Annotated in this window: 20 protein-coding genes; 15 read left to right on the plus strand and 5 right to left on the minus strand. The window is 42.0% G+C overall.

Annotation, left to right across the window (positions count from 1 at the left end; all coding sequences use genetic code 11):
- Positions 1–16: 16 nt before the first annotated feature.
- The 6 genes from CHH58_RS00615 (at position 17) to CHH58_RS00640 (ending at position 7264) form a co-directional block, all read left to right on the plus strand.
- Entirely contained in the window at positions 17–1246 is a 1230-nt protein-coding gene (locus CHH58_RS00615; protein WP_095261832.1) for a metallophosphoesterase family protein, read from the plus strand.
- A complete protein-coding gene (locus tag CHH58_RS00620) occupies positions 1243–4068 on the plus strand; it encodes an AAA family ATPase (RefSeq protein WP_095261833.1) in 2826 nt (941 codons plus the stop codon). Before CHH58_RS00615 ends, CHH58_RS00620 begins: the two co-directional genes overlap by 4 nt.
- 84 nt (positions 4069–4152) lie before the next feature.
- On the plus strand, positions 4153–4701 hold the full coding sequence (locus CHH58_RS00625; protein WP_095229793.1) for a GbsR/MarR family transcriptional regulator: 549 nt from the start codon (positions 4153–4155) through the stop codon (positions 4699–4701).
- A 67-nt stretch (positions 4702–4768) separates the two neighbouring features.
- Positions 4769–5716 (plus strand): 3'-5' exoribonuclease YhaM, encoded by a 948-nt coding sequence (yhaM, locus tag CHH58_RS00630; RefSeq protein ID WP_095261834.1) that lies wholly within the window; start codon positions 4769–4771, stop codon positions 5714–5716.
- 38 nt (positions 5717–5754) lie between these two features.
- The gene (locus CHH58_RS00635) at positions 5755–7020 is read left to right on the plus strand and encodes an MDR family MFS transporter (protein ID WP_095233130.1); all 1266 of its coding nucleotides are present in this window, start codon (positions 5755–5757) and stop codon (positions 7018–7020) included.
- A gap of 64 nt (positions 7021–7084) precedes the next feature.
- Complete coding sequence (locus CHH58_RS00640; protein ID WP_095229799.1) at positions 7085–7264, plus strand: sporulation YhaL family protein; 180 nt, start codon at positions 7085–7087, stop codon at positions 7262–7264.
- A gap of 44 nt (positions 7265–7308) precedes the next feature.
- On the opposite strand, the gene CHH58_RS00645 is transcribed toward CHH58_RS00640, so the two are convergent.
- Both CHH58_RS00645 and CHH58_RS00650 read right to left on the minus strand, forming a co-directional pair.
- On the minus strand, positions 7309–8187 hold the full coding sequence (locus CHH58_RS00645; RefSeq protein ID WP_095229801.1) for a peptidylprolyl isomerase: 879 nt from the start codon (positions 8185–8187) through the stop codon (positions 7309–7311).
- A gap of 152 nt (positions 8188–8339) precedes the next feature.
- Positions 8340–8876: a DUF3267 domain-containing protein gene (locus CHH58_RS00650; RefSeq protein ID WP_095229803.1), complete on the minus strand. Its 537-nt coding sequence runs from the start codon at positions 8874–8876 to the stop codon at positions 8340–8342.
- A gap of 174 nt (positions 8877–9050) precedes the next feature.
- On the opposite strand from CHH58_RS00650, the gene CHH58_RS00655 reads away from it, so the two are divergent.
- From CHH58_RS00655 to CHH58_RS00670, 4 genes are all read left to right on the plus strand, one after another.
- A complete protein-coding gene (locus tag CHH58_RS00655; protein ID WP_038565632.1) occupies positions 9051–9398 on the plus strand; it encodes a DUF1878 family protein in 348 nt (115 codons plus the stop codon).
- A 546-nt stretch (positions 9399–9944) separates the two neighbouring features.
- Entirely contained in the window at positions 9945–11141 is a 1197-nt protein-coding gene (locus CHH58_RS00660; RefSeq protein ID WP_095229805.1) for a quaternary amine ABC transporter ATP-binding protein, read from the plus strand.
- The gene (locus CHH58_RS00665; RefSeq protein ID WP_095229807.1) at positions 11134–11988 is read left to right on the plus strand and encodes an ABC transporter permease; all 855 of its coding nucleotides are present in this window, start codon (positions 11134–11136) and stop codon (positions 11986–11988) included. The genes CHH58_RS00660 and CHH58_RS00665 overlap by 8 nt, the downstream gene beginning before the upstream one ends.
- 58 nt (positions 11989–12046) lie before the next feature.
- Positions 12047–12937, plus strand: coding sequence for a glycine betaine ABC transporter substrate-binding protein (locus tag CHH58_RS00670; RefSeq protein ID WP_095229809.1), 891 nt, complete (start codon positions 12047–12049; stop codon positions 12935–12937).
- Between the two features lie 89 nt (positions 12938–13026).
- On the opposite strand, the gene CHH58_RS00675 is transcribed toward CHH58_RS00670, so the two are convergent.
- A complete protein-coding gene (locus CHH58_RS00675; RefSeq protein ID WP_095233127.1) occupies positions 13027–13464 on the minus strand; it encodes a GbsR/MarR family transcriptional regulator in 438 nt (145 codons plus the stop codon).
- A 327-nt stretch (positions 13465–13791) separates the two neighbouring features.
- Between CHH58_RS00675 and CHH58_RS00680 the strand changes: the two genes are divergently transcribed.
- The 3 genes from CHH58_RS00680 to CHH58_RS00690 are packed head-to-tail and all read left to right on the plus strand — an operon-like array spanning position 13792 to position 16779.
- Entirely contained in the window at positions 13792–14988 is a 1197-nt protein-coding gene (locus CHH58_RS00680; protein ID WP_095230016.1) for a quaternary amine ABC transporter ATP-binding protein, read from the plus strand.
- Positions 14981–15835, plus strand: coding sequence for an ABC transporter permease (locus tag CHH58_RS00685; RefSeq protein WP_095261835.1), 855 nt, complete (start codon positions 14981–14983; stop codon positions 15833–15835). Before CHH58_RS00680 ends, CHH58_RS00685 begins: the two co-directional genes overlap by 8 nt.
- A gap of 56 nt (positions 15836–15891) precedes the next feature.
- Positions 15892–16779 carry a glycine betaine ABC transporter substrate-binding protein gene (locus CHH58_RS00690; protein WP_095229815.1) on the plus strand — a complete coding sequence of 296 codons (888 nt, stop codon included), beginning with the start codon at positions 15892–15894 and terminating at the stop codon, positions 16777–16779.
- Positions 16780–16824: 45 nt separating this feature from the next.
- Here CHH58_RS00690 and CHH58_RS00695 read toward each other — a convergent pair whose 3' ends face one another.
- Both CHH58_RS00695 and CHH58_RS00700 read right to left on the minus strand, forming a co-directional pair.
- Positions 16825–18075, minus strand: a complete 1251-nt coding sequence (locus tag CHH58_RS00695) for an MFS transporter (protein ID WP_095233126.1) — start codon at positions 18073–18075, stop codon at positions 16825–16827.
- Between the two features lie 15 nt (positions 18076–18090).
- Positions 18091–19077 (minus strand): sugar phosphate isomerase/epimerase family protein, encoded by a 987-nt coding sequence (locus CHH58_RS00700; protein WP_095233125.1) that lies wholly within the window; start codon positions 19075–19077, stop codon positions 18091–18093.
- Between the two features lie 218 nt (positions 19078–19295).
- On the opposite strand from CHH58_RS00700, the gene CHH58_RS00705 reads away from it, so the two are divergent.
- Positions 19296–20180 carry an SIS domain-containing protein gene (locus CHH58_RS00705; protein WP_141235011.1) on the plus strand — a complete coding sequence of 295 codons (885 nt, stop codon included), beginning with the start codon at positions 19296–19298 and terminating at the stop codon, positions 20178–20180.
- Positions 20181–20202: 22 nt separating this feature from the next.
- Positions 20203–21114, plus strand: coding sequence for a ribokinase (locus tag CHH58_RS00710; RefSeq protein ID WP_095261836.1), 912 nt, complete (start codon positions 20203–20205; stop codon positions 21112–21114).
- The last annotated feature ends 38 nt before the right edge of the window (positions 21115–21152 follow it).

A 21152-nucleotide genomic window follows, 5' to 3' on the forward strand; every position in this document is an offset into this window, starting at 1 on the left:
ATAGGAAGGAAACATTATGCTGCCTAAACTAACATTCATTCATGCTGCCGATCTTCATCTGGATAGCCAAATGGAAGGGTTGACTGCTGCGTATCCTGCAATGAAAAGCCGTTTGCAGGACAGCACCTTTCAATCCTTGAAACAGCTTGTACAGTGTGCAATTACAAATAAAGTGGATTTTGTCTTACTGGCAGGAGATATCTTCGATTCCAACAGACAATCTCTTAAAGCACTCGTTGCCTTGCGTGAAGCCTGTGAAGAACTGCAGAAGCACAGTATTGATGTGTATATGCAGTACGGAAATCACGATTTTACTGGTAAAAAACCAATGATGAAATACCCGGATAATGTACATATTTTTCAATCCGAAAAAGTGGATACCTTCTTCTATGAAAAGAATGGCGAGCCAGCAGTGGCAATCCATGGCTTTAGTTATACGACTAGACATATTAAATCAAGAAAGGCGCTGGAATACGAATCTAAAGGCGCTGGAATTTACCAGATAGGCATGCTTCATGGCAGTCTAGGTAAAGGAAGTGCTGCAGATGTTTATGCTCCCTTCAGCGTAGATGAGCTGAAACAAGCTGGTTTTGATTATTGGGCGCTGGGGCACATTCATAAGCGTGAAGTATTGTCCGAGCAGCCGCCAATTGTCTACTCAGGAAATATCCAGGGCAGACATCGTAAAGAATCCGGAGAAAAGGGCTGTTATCTGGTGGAATTGGAGGGGCAATCCTGTGCAATGACGTTTCTTCCTCTGCAGGATATACGGTTTGAAACAGTGGACGTGGAAGTCAAAGAAGGAACAGCATTATATGATATCGAAAAGGCAGTGCTGGAAAGCTGTATTAATTGGGAGGATGCGTTTGGAGAGGCTGTGCTCCACGTAATCTTCCATGGTCCTGCAAATCTGTTAATGCGATGGAGCCAGGAGGAACGTTTGGAGGAGTTGCTTGAGGTCATCAATGAGCAGCAGCAAAGTCTTGGCAGCCAGCTCATACTTGCTGGTTTTACTGTTCAGGCAACTATAGACATGAATGAAGAGCTGTTTCTGGAACGTAATGATTTCACTGCTGCGCTGTACACAACTACCTATTCAGAGAATGACATGACACATAGTTTGGAGGAGCTGATGGGAAATCGTCAATTCCGTAAAATCAAGCAGTCTTATTCTCAGGAAGAATTACAGGAGATGCTGGAGGAAGCGAAACAACTGCTGCTCCAAACTTTATTGGAGGTAGAATGAAATTGCAAATTAGCGGCGGACATATTTATGATTTCGGTAAATGGCATGATTATACTTTCGATTTCAAGGATAGCTCTTTTGTTATCATCCAGGGAGAGAATGAGGCTGGTAAATCGACCTTAAAAGCCTTTTTTATTTACATTTTATTCGGGATGCGTTCAAGGGAACTTGAATCATATAAACCAAGGACTGGCGGTACTCCAGGTGGACGACTCAATCTCCGTTTTCCCGATGGAGAAGTAGTTGTCGAACGGATTCTGGACCAGCATAATGGACAGGCTATTTGCTATATAGGCTCTGAGCAAAAAGATCAGCAGTGGTTGGAGGAACAGTTTGACGGTATGGATGCTTCTGTATTTCGCCAAGTTTTTACATTAGATACGGAAGCACTTGTTTCCTTGCAACTGACAGACAAGGAGCATTTGGGAAAAGTCCTTTTGGATGCAGGGCAGACAGGGTCAGCCGACGTCCATAAGCTGGAGAAAAAGCTTCAGCAGGAATTGCAGCAGTTATTCCGACCTCAGGGTAGGAAGCCGAAAATCAATACAATGCTGCATACTTTCTCTGAACAGGAACGCCTTGTACAGGAGCTGACTGATAGGGAAGCAGCTTATCTTCCGGACAAAGAAAAATTGCAGGAAATACTAGTGAAAACGGATGAGCTGCAGAAGAGGAAGGCAGAACTGCGCGCGCAGACCAGTGTCCAGAAACAAGTATTGCAAGCTATTCCTTGGCAGAAGAAAGCGGCTTTCGCAAAGGAACAGCTGAAGCAGCTGGCAAGTGTGGAGGCATTTCCTACTGAAGGATTTGCACAGCTGCAACAAATCCAGCATCAGCTGCAGCCTTTGGAAGCTCAATTTCATGTTCACACGAAGGAATCTGCTTTGATCAATAAGGATTTGGTGTCAGCAGAAGATCAGCTGTTGAAAGATGAATTGTACAAGGAATTATATGAACTGGCAGCTAGGACAGATTGGACAGCCGATATGAAACGAACGCAGCTATTGGTGGAAGAACGTTATAAACTCCGAAACCAACTAGCTAGTGTACATCTAAGTTATCCTTATCCGGAAGAATTCGCTTGGGATTCATATATCGCGGAAGCTGCCGGGGAATGGCGTCCACTTCAGGAAAAAATGATGATCTTGGATGCAGAGAGTGAGCGTATTCAACAGTCTATTGCTGCGAAAAGACAGGAAATAGATAAAATTGATCATTTGCAGGAAAGGATCCACCAGAGTTTAATTTCAGAAAAGGAATATCGGGAACTTCACATCAAGAAGGACATAAAACGTGCAGAAAAGGACTTACCTAAAAGAGTAATTTCCCCTATTGTCCTCTTGCTAGTTTTTGCGGTGCTATTAAGTGGTATTGGTAGTCTAACTGCAAATTGGCTTTTAGCTGGAAGTGGAATCTTTCTGCTGGTCGGTGCTGTTTTGAATTGGCGCTTTGGACATCAGCCTAACAGTCAGCCTGAGAGTTCTTCCTATGCTTCCGAAAAACTGGCAGAACAGCAGGAACTGCGAGTCCGCTGGCGTCAATTGGAGGAGCAGCGTCACCCTCTAGAAGTACAGCTTATGGAATTACAGCAGGATCACTCAAAGCAGGTAATAAGAAGAGAGAAACTTGAGCAAAAAACAGCTATGCACCTTGAGAAGTTTCCTTACTTAACAGGTGTACCGCTAATGCATTGGGAGAAAGCCGTCCAAGAGTGGAAAGCAAAAGAGCAGCTGGCAGGTATGCTGAACAAGGTAAATCAAGAGTGTGAAGAGCAGCAGCTGCGCTATAGGATTACTATTGACCGACTGCGTGACATATTGAGTTTGCCGATGGATTTACCAACAGAGAAAACAATTGAACAAGCAGAATATGTGATCGAGACACAGCAAAAGCTAAGGCATGCGAAGGAACAGATGCTTGATCGCCAACAGGAGATTCAGAAGCATAAACAAAGGCTGGATAAGCAGCTCAAGCCTTTGCAGGAGCAAAAGGCAAATCTGTTTGCAAATGCCGGAGCCAAAGATGACAAACAGTTCCTGTATTTAGCTGAGCAATATCGGATAAGAACGCAACTTATGGAAGAATTAGAGCACTATCAATTGCAGTTACGAGTCATTTTGCCTAGCGGGCAGTTTTCAGCTGAAGAAATGGAGTACAAACAGGATAAAGTGGAGCAAGTGATTGCCAGTCTCGAAACGGAACAGGAGTTTGTGGAAGAAGAGCTGGATAATTATCGGAAGCGTGCCGCCACACTGCAAGTCAAGCTGGCTGATCTTGAGACGGATACAACAGCTTCGGTGGCTTATCATGAGCTGCAGAGGCAGAAGCAAATGCTAACTGCAGCTGGTCGAAAATGGGCTGTAAGGAAACTTGCTTATGATATGCTTTTACAAACAAAAAGAACCTTTCAAGAAGAACGATTCCCAAGAGTCCTAAGCGAAGCGAGCAGTTTATTTTCAAAGGTGGCAGATCAGTATAAGGGCCTTGCGCTGACAGAGGCTGGAAGCTTGGTTGTAAAGGATTGGTCCAGCAGAAATATTGCTGTGGAGCAGCTCTCCAGGGGTACGATTGAACAACTTTATCTTTGTCTGCGACTGGCACTCTCACGACATCTTGGGGCACAGCAGAGCTTTCCGTTATTAATTGACGATGCATTCAGCCATACAGATTTTGAAAGAAGGGAACGCTTTCTTCCTATACTGCGGGCTGCTGCAGACGTGCAGCAGATCATTTTGTTCACCTGGGAAGAACCGACACCTGAATGGACTCGCCAGTCTAAATTGCTTCAGCTCGAAAAAACGCAGAAAACTGGTTCATGGTAGCGTTTTAGCATTCGCAAAAAGGTAACAATAATGGTAAACTAGTTAAGAAAAAAATTGGATTATTGTAAGCTGGAGGGTCGGGCAGTGCCGAGTAACGAAGAAAATTGGGCTAAATACGAGGAATCGATAGAAAAATTCATACAGGTTATTGCCAAGAATATGAATTTGTATGGTATTACCTCATCTGTTGGCCGACTATATGGTGCGCTTTATTTTGCGGATCAACCAATGACATTGGATGATATGAGAGATGCTCTGGAAATGAGTAAAACGAGTATGTCCACAGGTGTCAGAGCATTAGCCGATATGAAAATGGTAGAAACTGCATACAAGAAAGGTATGCGGAAGGATCTATATAAATCGGAGGAAGACTGGTACAAATCGTTTACATCAATCTTCGGGAATAAATGGGAGAAAAGCACCCAATCGAATTTAGAGGAAGCTGATGAGACGATTGAGGAGCTTAAGCAACTGAAGGAAAGTGTCGACGATCCGGTTTTGATCCAGAAAATCGACAAAGACATTGACCGACTTCAGTACGCTCGCGATTATTATACGTGGCTCCTACAGTTCATCCATGTGGTCGAATCAGGAGAAATATTCAAATACGTTCCAAAGCCGCCAAAAAGATAAAGGGCATTGGAGCATGATGCCCTTGCTAGCATAGTAAGGGCTGTATTTATGAGGGAGGAGAATAGCGTTGAAAAAAGGTATTGGGTATTACCAGGTGGGAGATAAGTTTGATAGCTTTCTGTTGATTAAACAAGCAGACAAAGCTATTGCAAGTAATGGGAAAGCTTTTATGACATTGATATTAGGCGATGATACTGGAGATATCGAGGCAAAGCTATGGGATGCATCACCTGCGGATGAACAGCGATATCATGCCGATCAAGTAATTAAAGTCCAAGGTGAGGTAAACGCATTCCGCGGTCGGCTGCAGCTTAAAATACAAGCTATTCGGGTGGCAGATCCGAATGATGGGGTACATGCGCATGACTTCGTTAAGCGGGCGCCGCTTTCAAAGGAACAGCTATTGGAAGAATTGACATCGTTCATTTTTGAAATGGAAAATCCGAATTTGCAGCGGATTACACGGTATTTTCTATCCAATTATCAGGAGCAGCTGCTTGTTTACCCGGCTGCAGTACGTAATCATCACGAGTTTGTTTCTGGGCTTGCCTTCCACGTCGTATCAATGCTGCAGATTGCTCGAGAATTGAAAAATCTTTATCCGGAGATCAATAAGGATTTGCTTTATGCAGGAATCATTCTCCATGATATCGGTAAAGTACGAGAGCTTTCCGGTGCTACGAGTCCTACCTACACAGTGGAAGGGAAGCTGCTCGGTCACATTTCCATCATGTCAGATGAAATTGCCCAGGCCGCCAGAGAATTGCAAATCGAAGCTGAAGAAGTAATGATTTTGCAGCATATGATTTTAAGCCACCATGGTAAAGGGGAATGGGGCAGTCCGAAGCCGCCGCTAGTACGTGAAGCGGAGCTCCTGCATATGATTGACATGATCGATGCGAAGATGAATACGCTGCAGCGTGTCATGGATAAAGTAGCGCCTGGAGATTTTTCAGAACGCGTCTTTTCCTTGGAGAACCGCAGCTTCTATAAGCCTACTTTTGAGCGGGAATGAAAGAATTAGATAGAGAAAAATAGAATAGAGGGAATTATATGAGATGGAAGGATTGGGATCGTAATCTGAAGATCCGATTGCTTGGGGAAGCGATGATGAATTTCCTGTTCTGGGCATACTTCCCGTTTATGACTATCTTTTTCCAAGACGCTTTCGGAAAAGACAGAGCGGGATGGCTGCTTATGTTATCCCAAGTGCTTTCCGTACTGGCAAGCTTAGTAGGAGGGTATTGTGCTGACCGTTTTGGCCGGAGAAGGATGATGAGTATCGCGGTTGCCGGTCAATCCGTCACCTTCCTCGTGTTTGCATACGCGAATTCACCGTGGCTGACGTCATCAGCCCTGACTTTCCTTGCGTTTAGCTTTCTAGGTATTTGGAGTGCATTGTATTGGCCTGCATCACATGCGATGGTAGCCGATGTAGTTCAGGAGAAAGATCGGGCTTCTGTTTTCGCTGTCTTCTATACAAGTCTTAATATAGCTGTAGTGGTAGGGCCGTTAATCGGAACCGTTTTATTTTATTCGTACCGTTTTCAAATGCTGCTGGCTGGCTTTCTGCTTACTGCCATACTATTTGTTATCATGCAAGTCTTCATTCGGGAAACAGTGCCGGAGAAGAAACAGGAAAAAGCAGATCATGCAGCATGGTACAAAGCTGTCTGGAAAGAACTTCAGACATATCGCATCATCGCTAAAGATCGGACTTTCCTGCTTTTCATCGTGTCAGGCGTGCTGGTAGCGCAAACGTTCATGCAGCTGGATATACTGATTGCTGTTTATACGAGCGAAGTCATTACCAACCAAACTGTTTTTGCACTCGGTGATTTCCGTATTGAAGTGGATGGAAAACAAGCGTTTTCAATTATCCTGGCTTTAAATGGATTATTAGTAGCTATATTTACGGTATTCACAACAAAGTTTGTCACCAAATTCCGTATTGCCCGTGTGTTCGTTGCTTCCAGCATTGCCTATGCTGCGGGTATATGGCTCTACGGGTTGACAGAAAGCTTCTGGATTTTTGTAGTTGCGATCATCCTTTTCACAATCGGGGAGCTTATGGTAGTCGGCTTACAGGAAAGCTTTGTCGCGACATTGGCTTCAGAAGAAAGCCGTGGGCAATACTTTTCAGCAGCTAGTCTGCGTTTCACGCTAGGCAAGGTTCTTGCACCGCTCAGCCTTGTGCTCGTAAGTTATATGAGTTATCAGCTCACATTCACTATCCTGGCTTTGTTGGCTCTTGTGAGTGCCTTCGTTTATAACATGATGTTTAAACGCTATCATAAAGAACAGCGAGTAGCATCATAATATCTGTCATGAATCCTTGTCCACTAGCATAGATATTACACAACAAGGACAAGGGGGTATTACAATGCCGGAGATTCCATTGTGGGTCATGCTTGTTTTCCTCTGCATGATTGGCAGCGGCTTCATGGCATTCCGGACGCAGCGGCATGATTATCAAACAGAGAAGCAATTCATCGAGCGAGAAGGAAATGTATATATGGAGCGTATCGAGGAAGAAAAAGCGAGACGTGCAGATAAAAAGTAATAAGAAAAAGACCGAAACGAATTCGTTTCGGTCTTTCTCTATTATCAGCCGGAAGTAGTTGATGTAGATGTCATATCATCAATCAAATCTTTGTAATCGTCGATTTTGATATCAAAGTCTGCATCTTTTAGTAGTTTGTTGATTTTCTCTTGCTGTTCAGTTGAATCTACTTTCTGGATAGCTAGTTCTGTCTTGATTTGATCACGTTCGTCATCAAGGGAACCAACTTCCTGTTCTGTATCACGAGTGTCATCCAAACGGATAATGTGCCAGCCAAAGCTGGATTCTACTGGATCACTGATTTCACCTTTTTTCAGCTTGTAAGCTGCATCTTCAAACGCAGCGTCCATTGTACCAGCAGTGAACCAATCTAGAGATCCTTTAGCTTCTACTGTACCAGTATCTGTGGAATATTCTTCTACAAGCTTGTCCCAATCTTCTCCGTCATCCAGCTTCTTTTTAACTTCTTTCGCTGTATCTTCATCGGCAACTAGGATATGGCTTGCATTTAGATCAGTTTTCATGTGATCGTAACGAGTTTGAATTTCTTCATCGGAAACATCCACACCGTCTGCAATCGCCTGTTGCTGAAGTAGGCTTGTTTTCACGGATTCACGGAAAGCATCTTCATCTGCATAGCCGGCTTGCTGCAAGACAGATTCGAAAGTATCTCCATACTGATCCTTCAGGGTGTCCACCTGTTCGTCAATTTGCTCTTTGTCCACATCATATTTATCGTCAAGGGCCTTTTCCAGAACCATTGTCTGCAATACTTGAGAACCGTATTTGTCACTTAATTCCTGATAGTAATCTTCTTTAGAAATATCTCCAGCTTTTGATTCTACCACTGTCTCACCGGAACCACATGCTGATAGTGCGACAACGCTTGTCGCGAATACTGCAGCGATAGCTAGTTTCTTCATGAAAACAAACACTCCTAATCCACTTATATTTGATTGGCGGCTTGCCCGCCGTTTCCCCATAAGACAATATATCACATATTCAAGGGTAAAAGGCAACCTGTGGAGGCAATTCCACAGTTTTTCCATATGTAAAAACGCTCCGGGAGGGAGCGTCATTTAACCAAAATATCGTAGCTTTTATCTGTCCCTGCAATGACACATTTTCGAGGTGCTTGCAATAAATTGGAAAGATAGAAGCCATCTGAGAAGGTCATGCCTGCATTCACGCTGACAAGAAGGATACAATAAATGGGCATTGTATCCATGAAAATCGCAGCTACAAGTAAGGGCAAAGTAATCAAAACAGTTGGCATGATTAATGAGATGAACGGTATAAAACGGCTTGTTTCATTCCTAACCTTGAAATGCAGGTATGGAATGAATTGTCCGAGCCAGTGCATTTTGTATTCACAGCGCTTCCCTGTTATCCAAAAAGGAATCAAATGAGTGATTCCATGGATTAATGGAAGTAAATATAGAGAAATTAATACAAGTATTAGACCTGTTTCTTCAATTTTCATTTTGGGATGGATTAGCGTCAGCATTGGATAAAGAATAATGAAAGTCAGGATTCCGATCATCGAGGAAATAAGGCATATCCTATTGGTACCGAGATCTTTCTTCGCATCGACACTTCTCCAGCAATTCATGTCCGGTGGCTCCCTTCTGTTGACTTAAAAATAGGGTGAGCTTTCTTCACTTAAGAGATAATAGTACGTTTGAACGGGAAAATCAATAGCTTTCCTGGAAATTTTACTTTAAAATATAAGAACAAGATCCGTTTGTATGAAACGGTCAGTTTGAAAGGCAAAGGAAGCGTTTTTATGGAGGAAGAAAAAAAGAGTACGCTGTCTTTTCATCTGCATTTGATTGCAGAGACTGGAGTGTTGGATAAATACCCTTTCCGTAAGCTCCTCATTGAACGGAATATAAATGAGGAGGAGTATGCTGCTGTCCTGAAAATGCTCCAGCGGCTTAACCGCTTATATAAGGAGCAGAAGGAAGAAGGCTTGCTCGATTACACGTCGCTGCTGCTGGAATTCGTTGGTATGATGCCCGAGAAGCTATATTATTGGGATGTACTGCTGGCACTTCGTGAAGAAAAACAGGACGATACATATAAAGGTCTGGTGGATGAACTGATTTTACTGGATATGAAAAACCGCTATTAGCATGAGCTGATAGCGGTTATTTTTTTGTCGTCTTCTTCTTTATGATGAAGCTTTGCTAGAACAGATTCTGGATAACTATATGAACAGAGGTATTTACTTTTCCAATTAAATTTGCCATCTGCTTCAGAGTGATTGAACGATTTTCTACATATAATATGGACACCAGCCCAGCCTAATTATCAGCAAGACAGAACAGCGTGCCAGTTCTCGTCAGCTCTATAGTAAGTGCTTCTATATTAAAGTTCTGCCATCAGTTTCAGTGCTTACATTTAGCTATTTTTTTTCGAGATTACAGGAACCCATATGGAACGAAAATAATTCGAAACACAGTATTTTGAAGTATTCTGGCGGAAATAGAAGTAAAACAAGCCTATACTTTGTACAGTATATTCTGTACGTACTATACGTTCAGATATAACGATTCGTTTCGTTTGATTTGTTTGTTTATTATGTTTAGTATTAATAGGGTCGAAACAACGGGATAGGAAAATATTCCTGATTATTACGGATAAGTTACAGAAGACTAGTGAAAAAGAGGTGAATACTGTGCCGATTATTAAAGTAGAAAATCTCTCTAAGGTGTTTGGGAAAAACACAAAGGCTGCCCTGCAATTAGCAGAAGCCGGTAAGGCAAAAGAAGAGATTCTAAAGGAAACAGGAAGCACAGTTGGTGTCAATCGTGCATCATTTGAAGTAGAAGAAGGAGAAATCTTTGTTATCATGGGTCTTTCAGGTAGTGGTAAATCCACTTTGGTCCGATTGATTAACCGTCTGATTGAGCCAACGACAGGTAACATTTATATTGATGGAGAAAATCTGGCGAAGATGGATAAAAAAGAACTTCGCCGTGTACGTCGTGAAAAACTCAGCATGGTATTTCAGCGATTCGGGTTATTTCCGAACCGTACGATTTTGCAGAATACAGAATACGGATTGGAAGTTCAAGGAATCAGCAAACAGGAACGAACTAAAAAAGCAAAAGAATCCTTGGAACTTGTAGGCTTGGGAAGCTATCTTGATCAATATCCAGATCAATTATCCGGCGGGATGCAGCAACGTGTTGGACTAGCACGTGCATTGGCAAATGATCCCGAAGTTATGCTGATGGATGAAGCTTTTTCAGCTCTTGATCCGCTCATCCGGAAAGATATGCAGGATGAATTGTTGGATTTGCAGGAAACAATGAAGAAGACCATCCTCTTCATCACGCATGATTTAGACGAAGCACTACGCATTGGAGATCGTATAGCCTTGATGAAGGACGGGCATATCGTTCAGATCGGTACGCCAGAGGAAATTCTAATGAATCCAGCAAATAAATTTGTTGAGAAGTTCGTTGAGGACGTCGATCGGGCGAAAGTACTTACTGCCCACCAAATCATGAAACGTCCAGAAACCGTTAATATTGATAAGCATGGTCCTCGTGTTGCACTTGAGCGGATGCGGGAAGCTGGTCTGTCTAGTATCTTTGTTGTTGACAGTAAGCGTATGCTACAAGGAATCCTTACTGCTGATGCAGCGAATGAAGCTAGAAAGAATGAAGTGAAAAACTTATCAGAAATCATTCAGCGTGATGTGCCGACAGTAGAGAAAGATACGTCGCTTCATGATTTGTTCGCAGTCATCCATGATTCACCGGTTCCATTGTCAGTAACGGAAAACGGAAAGTTATTAGGAATTATCGTCAGAGGTGCAGTTATCGGTGCGCTTGCTGGTGAGGGTGAGGTGAATGAACATGCTTAATTTCATGGAGAATATAAAAACAATACCAGTTGGAGAATGGATGACTAATTTCGTCGACTGGCTGACAGACACATTCGCTTTCTTGTTCGATCCGATCAAGGAAGGTCTGGGCAGTTTTATGAGCGTTATTACAAATGGCTTGGTTGCCATACCTCCTATCATTTTTATTTTGTTAGTAGCTATCTTGGCCTTTTTCATGACAGGGAAGAAATTAGGGTTGGCGATATTCAGCATCATCGGTTTACTATTTATCTGGAACCAGGATCTTTGGAATCAGCTGATTGAAACGTTTACGCTTGTGCTGACAGCAAGTATCCTTTGTATCATTATTGGTATCCCGATCGGTATTCTTATGGCGAAAAGTAAAATTGCAGAAACAATCATCACACCTATTTTAGACTTTATGCAAACGATGCCTGCCTTTGTCTATCTGATTCCGGCAGTAGCGTTCTTTAGTATTGGTGTTGTACCAGGTATATTTGCTTCTCTTATCTTTGCAACTCCGCCGACTGTTCGTTTTACGAATCTTGGTATTCGTCAAGTATCCGATGAACTTGTTGAAGCGGCAGATGCTTTCGGATCAACGGGACCGCAGAAGCTATTTAAAGTGGAACTGCCAATGGCAAAATACACAATCATGGCTGGTGTTAACCAAACAGTAATGCTTGCTCTGTCTATGGTCGTAATTGCATCTATGATTGGTGCTCCTGGCCTTGGACGAGAAGTATTATCTGCTTTACAGCGCGCGCAAGTAGGTCCTGGTTTCGTAGCCGGACTTTGTATCTTTGTATTGGCAATCATAATTGACCGTTTTACACAGAACATCTATAGAAATAAATCTAGATAAATGAAAAGCCTATAGCGGGCTTTTTCATTTATTAGTGAGGAAAAGGGAGTTCGTTTACATGAAGAAGTGGAAACCATTTGGAGTTGCCATTGGTTTGGCAATGACACTTGTAGCAGCAGGCTGCGGCAATGACACTTCCAGCTCAGACAGCTTAAGCGAACAAGTGGATTATACAATTGTTGGTATTGAAGCTGGTGCTGGTGTCATGAAAGCAACGGAAAATGCCATTGATGATTATCAGCTTGATGGCTGGACAATTATGCCATCTTCAAGCGGTGTAATGACCATTGCACTGGAAGATGCTATCGAGGATAAAAAGCCGGTTGTTATCACAGGCTGGACCCCTCACTGGATGTTTGCTAAATATGATCTTAAGTATCTGGATGACCCCAAAGGCTCTTATGGCGAAGCTGAATCACTCCATACGCTTACACGTCAAGGTTTTGCAGATGATGTACCTGGCGCAAATAAAGTACTTGATCAGTTTAACTGGAGTGTAAAGGATATGGAAGAAGTTATGCTCGAGGTTAATAAAGGAGCAGAACCAGCGGAAGCAGCCCGAAAATGGGTTGATAAGCATGCAGATAAAGTATCGGAATGGACAAAAGACGCTGAGGAAGGTAATGGACAGGAAGTAAGTCTTGTTTATGTAGAATGGGATTCCGAAGTGGCTTCTACAAATGTCTTGAAAGTTGTTCTTGATGACCTTGGTTATAAAACAGAAATCACACCGCTTGATAATGCCATCATGTGGCAAGCTGTCGTGCAAGGCGAAGCAGATGCAACAGCATCAGCGTGGCTGCCGACGACTCACGGAGATTTATATGAACAATATAAAGACCAAGTCGTTGATCTCGGTGCCAGCTTGGAAGGTGCAAGAACCGGTTTGGTCGTACCTAGCTATGTAGATGCAGATTCTATCGAAGATCTAAATCCTAAAGATAACTAAGAAAAACCTCTTCCTTTAGGAAGGGGTTTTTCTTATGAGTTAAATACCGAATAAGATAAAGTGATATTTGAATGGAAAGAAACCCGCTATTAGCTCGAGCTGATAGCGGTTATTTTTTGGAGTAAAGCAGCTGCTTCTCGATGGAACTGAAGACTGCTGGAGAGTTTTTCCTGTATATGCTTCGAATCCGGATCATCATTGGGGATGGTCTGTTTTAATTGCTCCATAGCCTCGAACTGCCGGTTTGTCTGCGTATGCCATTGTTTGACTTGGAGTGTCATAAGCTTTTTATATAAAGGCTCGACATTCGTATAATAATCCTTTCTTGAGCCTTTAACCCACACTCGATCAACGAGCTCCAAGTGAGATAAATTACGGATAGCTATGTTTACAGCTGTTTTACTTTTTCCGATTAACTTTGCCATTTGATCCAAGGTAAGTGAACGGTTCTCAATATATAACACTGCTAGCAGCCGAGCTTCAGTTGAGGATAAATGAAACATCTCACCTGTTCTCGTTAGTTCCATTATAAGCGCCTCGTATGATGAAATCCTCTCATTCACTATAGTCTTTACCTCCTCTTACCTATAACAGTTGTATCAAGCTTACATGAAATGATTTGTTAAAGGAACTACTGCTTTACATAGTATTTAGGAGCATTAAGGAGTAAAAAGGAGGAAATGTACTGTTAAGATTTGTACAGTATATACTGTACGAACTTTATGGACAGATATAACCTTTTATAGAGTTTGTATTGTATGAACTTTTTGTATAACATAAATTAAGTCGGGTCATTGTTACAGAAAGTTATCTTAATGATGACAATCATGTTACAGAAAAAAGAGGTGAATACTGTGCCGATTATTAAAGTAGAAAATCTCTCCAAGGTGTTTGGGAAAAACATAAAGGCGGCATTGCAATCAGCAGAAGCCGGTAAGACGAAAGAAGAGATTCTAAAAGAAACAGGAAGCACAGTTGGTGTCAATCGTGCTTCATTCGAAGTAGAAGCAGGTGAGATCTTCGTTATAATGGGTCTCTCAGGTAGTGGTAAATCCACATTAGTCCGTTTAATTAACCGTCTGATCGAACCTACAACAGGCGATGTTTACATTGATGGGGAAAACTTAGCAAAGATGGATAAGAAGGAGCTTCGCCGAGTACGTCGACAAAAGCTGAGTATGGTATTCCAGCGATTCGGATTATTCCCGAATAGAACGATTTTGCAGAATGCCGAATATGGACTTGAAGTGCAAGGATTGAGCAAACAAGAGAGAAGCGAGAAAGCGAAATCATCCTTGGAGCTTGTTGGTCTGGGAAGCTATCTTGATCAATATCCAGGTCAATTGTCCGGCGGGATGCAGCAGCGTGTCGGGCTGGCACGGGCGCTAGCAAACGATCCAGAAGTGATGCTGATGGATGAAGCTTTCTCAGCTCTGGACCCGCTTATCCGGAAAGATATGCAGGATGAATTATTAGATCTGCAGGAAACGATGAAAAAAACAATATTATTTATCACACATGACTTGGACGAAGCGCTTCGTATCGGTGACCGCATCGCATTGATGAAAGACGGCAACATCGTCCAGATCGGTACACCTGAGGAAATCCTCATGAGTCCGGCCAATAGTTATGTCGAGAAGTTCGTCGAGGATGTGGATCGTGCAAAAGTACTTACTGCTCAGCAGATCATGAAAAGGCCAGAAACTGTCAACATAGAAAAACATGGTCCTCGAGTAGCATTGGAACGCATGCGAGAAGCTGGTCTTTCCAGTATCTTGGTTGTTGATAGCAAACGGGTATTGCAAGGTATTGTTACTGCCGATGCAGCGAATGAAGCCAGAAAGAACGAAGTGAAAAATTTATCAGAAATTATCCAGCGGGATGTGCCGACAGTAGAGAAGGATACGCCGCTGCATGACTTGTTCGCTGTCATCCATGATTCGCCGGTTCCATTAGCTGTTACGGAAAACGGTAAGCTATTAGGAATTATCGTCAGAGGTGCAGTTATCGGCGCACTTGCTGGTGAGGGTGAGGTGAACGAAAATGCTTAATTTCATGGAAAACGTAGAGGCTATACCAGTTTCAGATTGGACAGCTAATTTTGTTAGTTGGCTAACAGATACATTCGCTTTCTTGTTCGATCCAATTAAAGATGGACTAGGCGATTTGATGGATGTAATTACATCAGGTCTCGATGCTATCCCTCCTGTCATTTTCATCTTGCTAGTTGCAATATTAGCCTTTTTCATGACAGGTAGAAAATTTGGATTGGCAGTATTCAGTATTGTCGGTTTATTGTTCATTTGGAATCAAGGTTTGTGGGATCAGCTGATCGATACATTCACACTTGTACTGACCTCCAGTATTTTATGTATTATCATCGGTATTCCGATTGGTATCTTGATGTCCAAAAGTAAAATCGCACAAACAATTATCACACCGATTCTTGACTTCATGCAGACAATGCCTGCCTTCGTTTACTTGATTCCGGCAGTTGCTTTCTTCAGCATCGGGGTGGTTCCAGGTATCTTTGCTTCCTTGATCTTTGCAACACCGCCAACTGTCCGTTTCACAAACCTTGGTATCCGCCAAGTTTCTGAGGAGCTGGTCGAAGCAGCAGATGCCTTCGGTTCAACTGGACCGCAGAAGCTATTCAAAGTGGAATTGCCGATGGCGAAGTACACTATCATGGCAGGTATCAACCAAACAGTCATGCTGGCACTTTCCATGGTTGTAATCGCATCCATGATCGGTGCACCGGGTCTTGGCCGTGAAGTACTATCTTCCTTGCAACGAGCACAAGTTGGTCCTGGTTTCGTAGCGGGACTAAGCATCGTAGTACTTGCAATCATCATCGACCGTTTTACACAAAACATCTATAAAGATAGATCCAAATAAGTGATATAGCCTGAAACAGGCTTTCAATAACTAAAGGAAAAGGGGAGTTCGATTACATGAAAAAGTGGAAAACATTAGGTGCAGCAGCAGGACTAGCGTTGACATTAGTAGCAGCAGGATGCGGTAATGACAGTTCTAGTTCAGACAGCTTCAGTGAACAAGTAGATTACACAATTACTGGAATTGAGGCTGGAGCCGGTGTTATGAGTGCAACAGAAAGAGCAATTGAAGATTATGACCAGCTGAATGGATGGACATTGCAGCCATCCTCCAGCGGTGCAATGGCTACAACTTTAGGTGAGGCTATCAAGGATGAAGAGCCAATCATCATCACTGGCTGGACACCGCATTGGATGTTCAGTAAATATGATCTGAAGTACCTGGAAGATCCGAAGGGTTCATTCGGAAGTGAAGAAACCATCAACACAATGACTCGCCAGGGGTTTGCTGACGATGTACCGGGTGCTAACACAGTTCTTGATCAATTTAACTGGTCTACAGACGATATGGGAGAAGTTATGCTGGAAGTAAGTGAAGGTGCAGACCCAGCAGAAGCTGCCCGAAATTGGGTTGATGGACATGCTGATCAAGTAGCTGAATGGACGGAAGGAGCCGAAGAAGGTAGCGGTCAGGAAGTCAGCCTTGCATATGTAGAGTGGGATTCAGAAGTTGCTTCTACGAATGTGATGAAAGTTGTACTGGACGACCTAGGATACAACACGGCAATTACTCCTCTTGATAATGCAGTAATGTGGCAGTCAATTGCTAACGGAGAAGCTGATGCCATGGTAGCAGCTTGGCTGCCGACTACGCACGGTGAATTGTATGAGCAATACAAAGACCAAGTTGTTGATCTAGGACCTAACTTGGAAGGTGCGAAAACTGGCTTAGTAGTACCTAGCTATGTAGATGCAGATTCTATTGAGGACCTGGAAGCAAAATAATAGAAATAGAAACCCCCTTCCAATTTGGAAGGGGGTTTTTTCATTCTACTTTGCACGGACGTTATCCATTCTTAAACTTTTTTGGTTATCTTTTTGCAATTCATCAGGTGTTTTCAGGAATGGTGTCAAGATTGCGCTTAGGATATAGAATCCAGCGTAAATGAACAATACGCCACCAGCACCTAATGAACTGAAGAATAATCCGGCTATAGCTGGTGCTAAAAAGGTACTTAACCCTGCTCCAAGGTTAAGGATAGACATAGCAGCGCCTTTATTTTCAGGCGATAGTAATGGGAATAATGCTGACAGCGGGACAAATCCTGCCATAGTAATCCCGCACAAGCTTAGAACGATTGTCATAACAAGATAGTTATGGCCAATAACTTGTGGTGTGAAATATATCATGACAAGTACGATGGCGTAACCAACACCACCTACCCATTGAATGGTATTTCTCCAGCCAAATCTGTCCCCCACATAACCAAAGAACAAGTTAGCAAATATTGCAACGGTAAAGACGGTAGACCACATCTGCAGCCACTCAGTGGTAGAGTAACCAAAACCCATTAAGTAAATAGGCATAAATACAGCAAGCCCATACTGTGCTAATCCATTAATCGTCTTGACAATAAGTCCTAATGAAATCTCCTTTTGTTTAAGTATTGTAACCCCTTTCATAAATTCCGAAAGTGTAAATGGGTGTATTTCATTGGAAGGGACTTTGTCTTTGTTGGTATATATAGCCAAGAAAGCCCCGACGAATACGAAAATCAAGGATGACCATAATGTGTTGACATGGCCGATAACAGGTATAGTTAAAGATGAGTAGAAAGGACCTAAAACACTTAGTCCAAGTGAGAACATGAACCAAAACCATCCCACTGCTGCTCCTCTTCTTTCCAAAGGTGAACTATAGTTAATCCAAATTAAGAAGGAATATGCAAATAGAGGGTAACCTAAGCCTCTCAAAGCATAGAATGGCAGCATGACAGCTAGATTTAATTCATAGACACCTAGTCCAATGAATCCAAGACTTCCGATAATAAAGGCTATTAATCCATATACCATTGCTTTACGGGGTCCCATAGTTTGAACAAAGATTCCTGACAGCCAAGCTGATACTGCAACAGCAATTCCATAGACGGTTAGTAAGAGGGAGGCATTTTCTATGCTCATCCCTCTTTCTACTAGATATGGTGAAATCCACGCTTGTTCTACGCCGTCTCCTAGCATGAAAATCGCTAATCCGATATATCCCCACAATAAATTTCTCGGTAATCCAATTTTATTCCACATGTTTAAAGGACCCCTTTATAACGTATTAGTTGAAAGTGTCTGTTGCTGTGTGAAAATATATAAAAGTTTTTGAGCTTCCAATGCATCACCGGATTGTATGATTTCTTCAATCTTTTCTAAACCGAACCGGTCAAGAAACGCATCAAGGGCTTTATACATTTTTATGTTTTGTTCACATTCTTTAACAGGATCCTCACGAAGTGGGAAAGTATCAAAGTAAATCAAGCCATTATAGTTATATCGTTTTGCATAGTAAATGAACTCAAGTGTTTGCATGAAGTGTACAGATCCAAGCATTAGGCCATCGTCATTATCCTTATGTCCATCATTTAGATGAAAGCCCATCAATCTATTTTTTCGAGCTGCAAGTGCTAAGGAGTAGGCTGGATTTTCCTTTGTCATAAGCATATGACAGAAATCTAGTGTGACTCCCATATTTTGAGAACCTACTTCCTCTAATAACATAAGTGTTGTGGAGATATTCCCAATCAAGGAGAAAGCTCTAGGTTGATATGGCTTATATTCAAAGCTGATTTTATTTTCTGGATAGCTTGACGTTATTTGCTTTAAGGCGTCGACGATTTTATTGTATGCTTTCTCGTAATCCATTTGGAAGGCGTAATCAAAGCCATCATTCGCAAGCCAAATAGTCGTAACTTCACCACCAAGCTCGTTGCAAACTTCTATTGCTTCCATTGTTTCTTTGATAGCTTTATTTCGTATCTGTGAATCTTGGTTTGCGTATTCACCGAATGTATAGTGATTTTTGAAACGTAATGCAATTCCGCTTACATGCAGCTGCTTCTCTGTCAAGAATCTCTTCACTTCTTCAACAGTTGTATGCTCAAAATGCTCTGGATAATTTAACTCCACATGAGTCAGGCCATCCACTGTTGCCATCCTAGAAATATAGTCAAAGACTGATAATGATTTTTGATCTATACTTCCAAAGAAATTTTCTGGCTGTGTTTTAAAAGAATTTAGACGAGTAGAGAATTTCATATAGTACACTCCTTTTTGTTGTTGAGGGAAGGTTCAACTTAATCGGATTATAAACATGGAATTACTGGTAAGTAAACAATAGTGAAAAAACTTGACTGATAATATTTATTTTCCGCGTTTTATGCTTATAAAATTTTATTATAGTAAAATATAAAGTAAAATATTGAAACGCTTCCAAAGTGATAGTAGAATGAGTTGGAGGAAGGGAAGGTTTGACTATGCAAGCAGATAAATTGAAGGGGAAAGAAATTGTTCTCTACGCACGAAGTCTAGCACCATCGTTGAGTACAAAAGAGAAGCGTATTGCAACTTTTATAAGTAATCAGTACCAAGAACTAGCAAATATGACAATAAGTAATTTAGCTAACCACTTACAAGTGAGTGAGTCTAGCGTTACAAAGGTATGCAAGAAACTGCGCTGTGAGGGTTTCTATGAATTGAAGCATGCTATTACTGAATATGTATCGAATGGTGAAGAGAGTATCAATGATGAATTACATGAAGACTTCATCCATACAGATGATAACGATAATATTCTTGAGAAAGTATTTTTATATTCCATTATTGCTTTACAGGATACATTGGCAGTGATCAACCGCAGTGCACTGAGTAAAGCTGTTGCTGCACTGCAGTCACTGAGAGGTGAAAGCAAGCTTATCTTAGTAGGGAATGGCGGATCCGGTATTTTATGTGAGGATTTTCAACATAAATTACTAAAGATTGGAATTTTTTCGATTCTGTATAGAGATTCGCACATGCAGTTGATGGGAGCGTCTTTGGCAAAGCGAGGGGATGTTGTCGTTGGAATATCTCATTCAGGTACTTCAACGGATGTGATTGATATTTTCAAAGCAGCCCAAAAAAATGGTGCAATGACAATTTGTATCACGAACCATGTGAAGAGTCCAGTAACGGAGTTCTCTGATGTTGTCCTCCATTCTTCTGCACGCAATTCTCCTATTACTGGAGAGAATGCCGCCGCTAGGATAGCCCAGTTGAATATTTTAGATGTTCTGTTTACAGCACTAAGTTTACATCGGCAAAATCTATCCTACGAAAACTTATTAAAAACACAAGAATCTGTAAGTTCACATAGAACCTGAGAATGACCGGAGGTAAAATGGGATGACCAAACAAGTAGCGGTAATTGGTAGCTTGAATTATGACATTATTGTTAAACAGCAGCGTATGCCTCATAAAGGGGAAACCTTCATTGCAGATACGTTGATACAAGGTCCAGGGGGAAAAGGGGCGAATCAAGCTGCCCAGTGCGCTAAATTAGGTTTGCCCACGATGATGATCGGTAAGGTGGGGCAAGATAGATTTGGTGATGCGTTGGTTGGTTCTCTTACTGCAATTGGAGTAGATACATCACATATCAAAAGAATTGGCTCTACTGGACTTGGGGTTGTAAATGTCATGCCTGATGGTGACTATTATAGCTCAATCATAAAAGGTGCGAATGAACTGATAACTATACAAGACATTGATGAGATTATGGAAGAATTAAAAGAGGCTGCGTTTATTATATTACAACAGGAAATTCCGCAGCGGGTGACGGAATATGTAATTGAGCGTTTCAAAGATTCGGAAATTCAGATTGTCTTAAATAACGCACCTGCACGCACGATACCTACTGATGTCTTGCAGTTTGTTGATTTATTGATTGTGAACGAATCAGAGGCAGCCTATATGACAGGCAAGCCTGTTACAACCGTTTCTGAAGCGGAAGATATAGGGAAAAAACTGCAGAAGATTACAGGTAATACGGTGATTGTTACATTAGGTAAAGAAGGATCCATTGCTGTTAGTAATGAGGGTAGTAGTTATTTCCCTGCAAAAAAAGTAAAAGCAGTAGACGCAACAGGAGCTGGAGATTCCTTTATCGGTGCGCTTGTGTATGGATTATCCGAAAGTCTATCCTTAGAGGAGTGCATGAAATTTGCCACAGAAGTTAGTGCAAAAACAGTCATGCAAGAAGGCGGTCAAGACTCTTTTCCTACAAAGGCGGAAATGAGCCGGATTGTAATCAGATGACAAGCGTTGGTAAATGCTAAGTTTTTAGAACATTATAA

Origin of the sequence: Terribacillus saccharophilus (assembly GCF_002272745.1) — a bacterium.
GTDB lineage: Bacteria > Bacillota > Bacilli > Bacillales > Amphibacillaceae > Terribacillus > Terribacillus saccharophilus_B.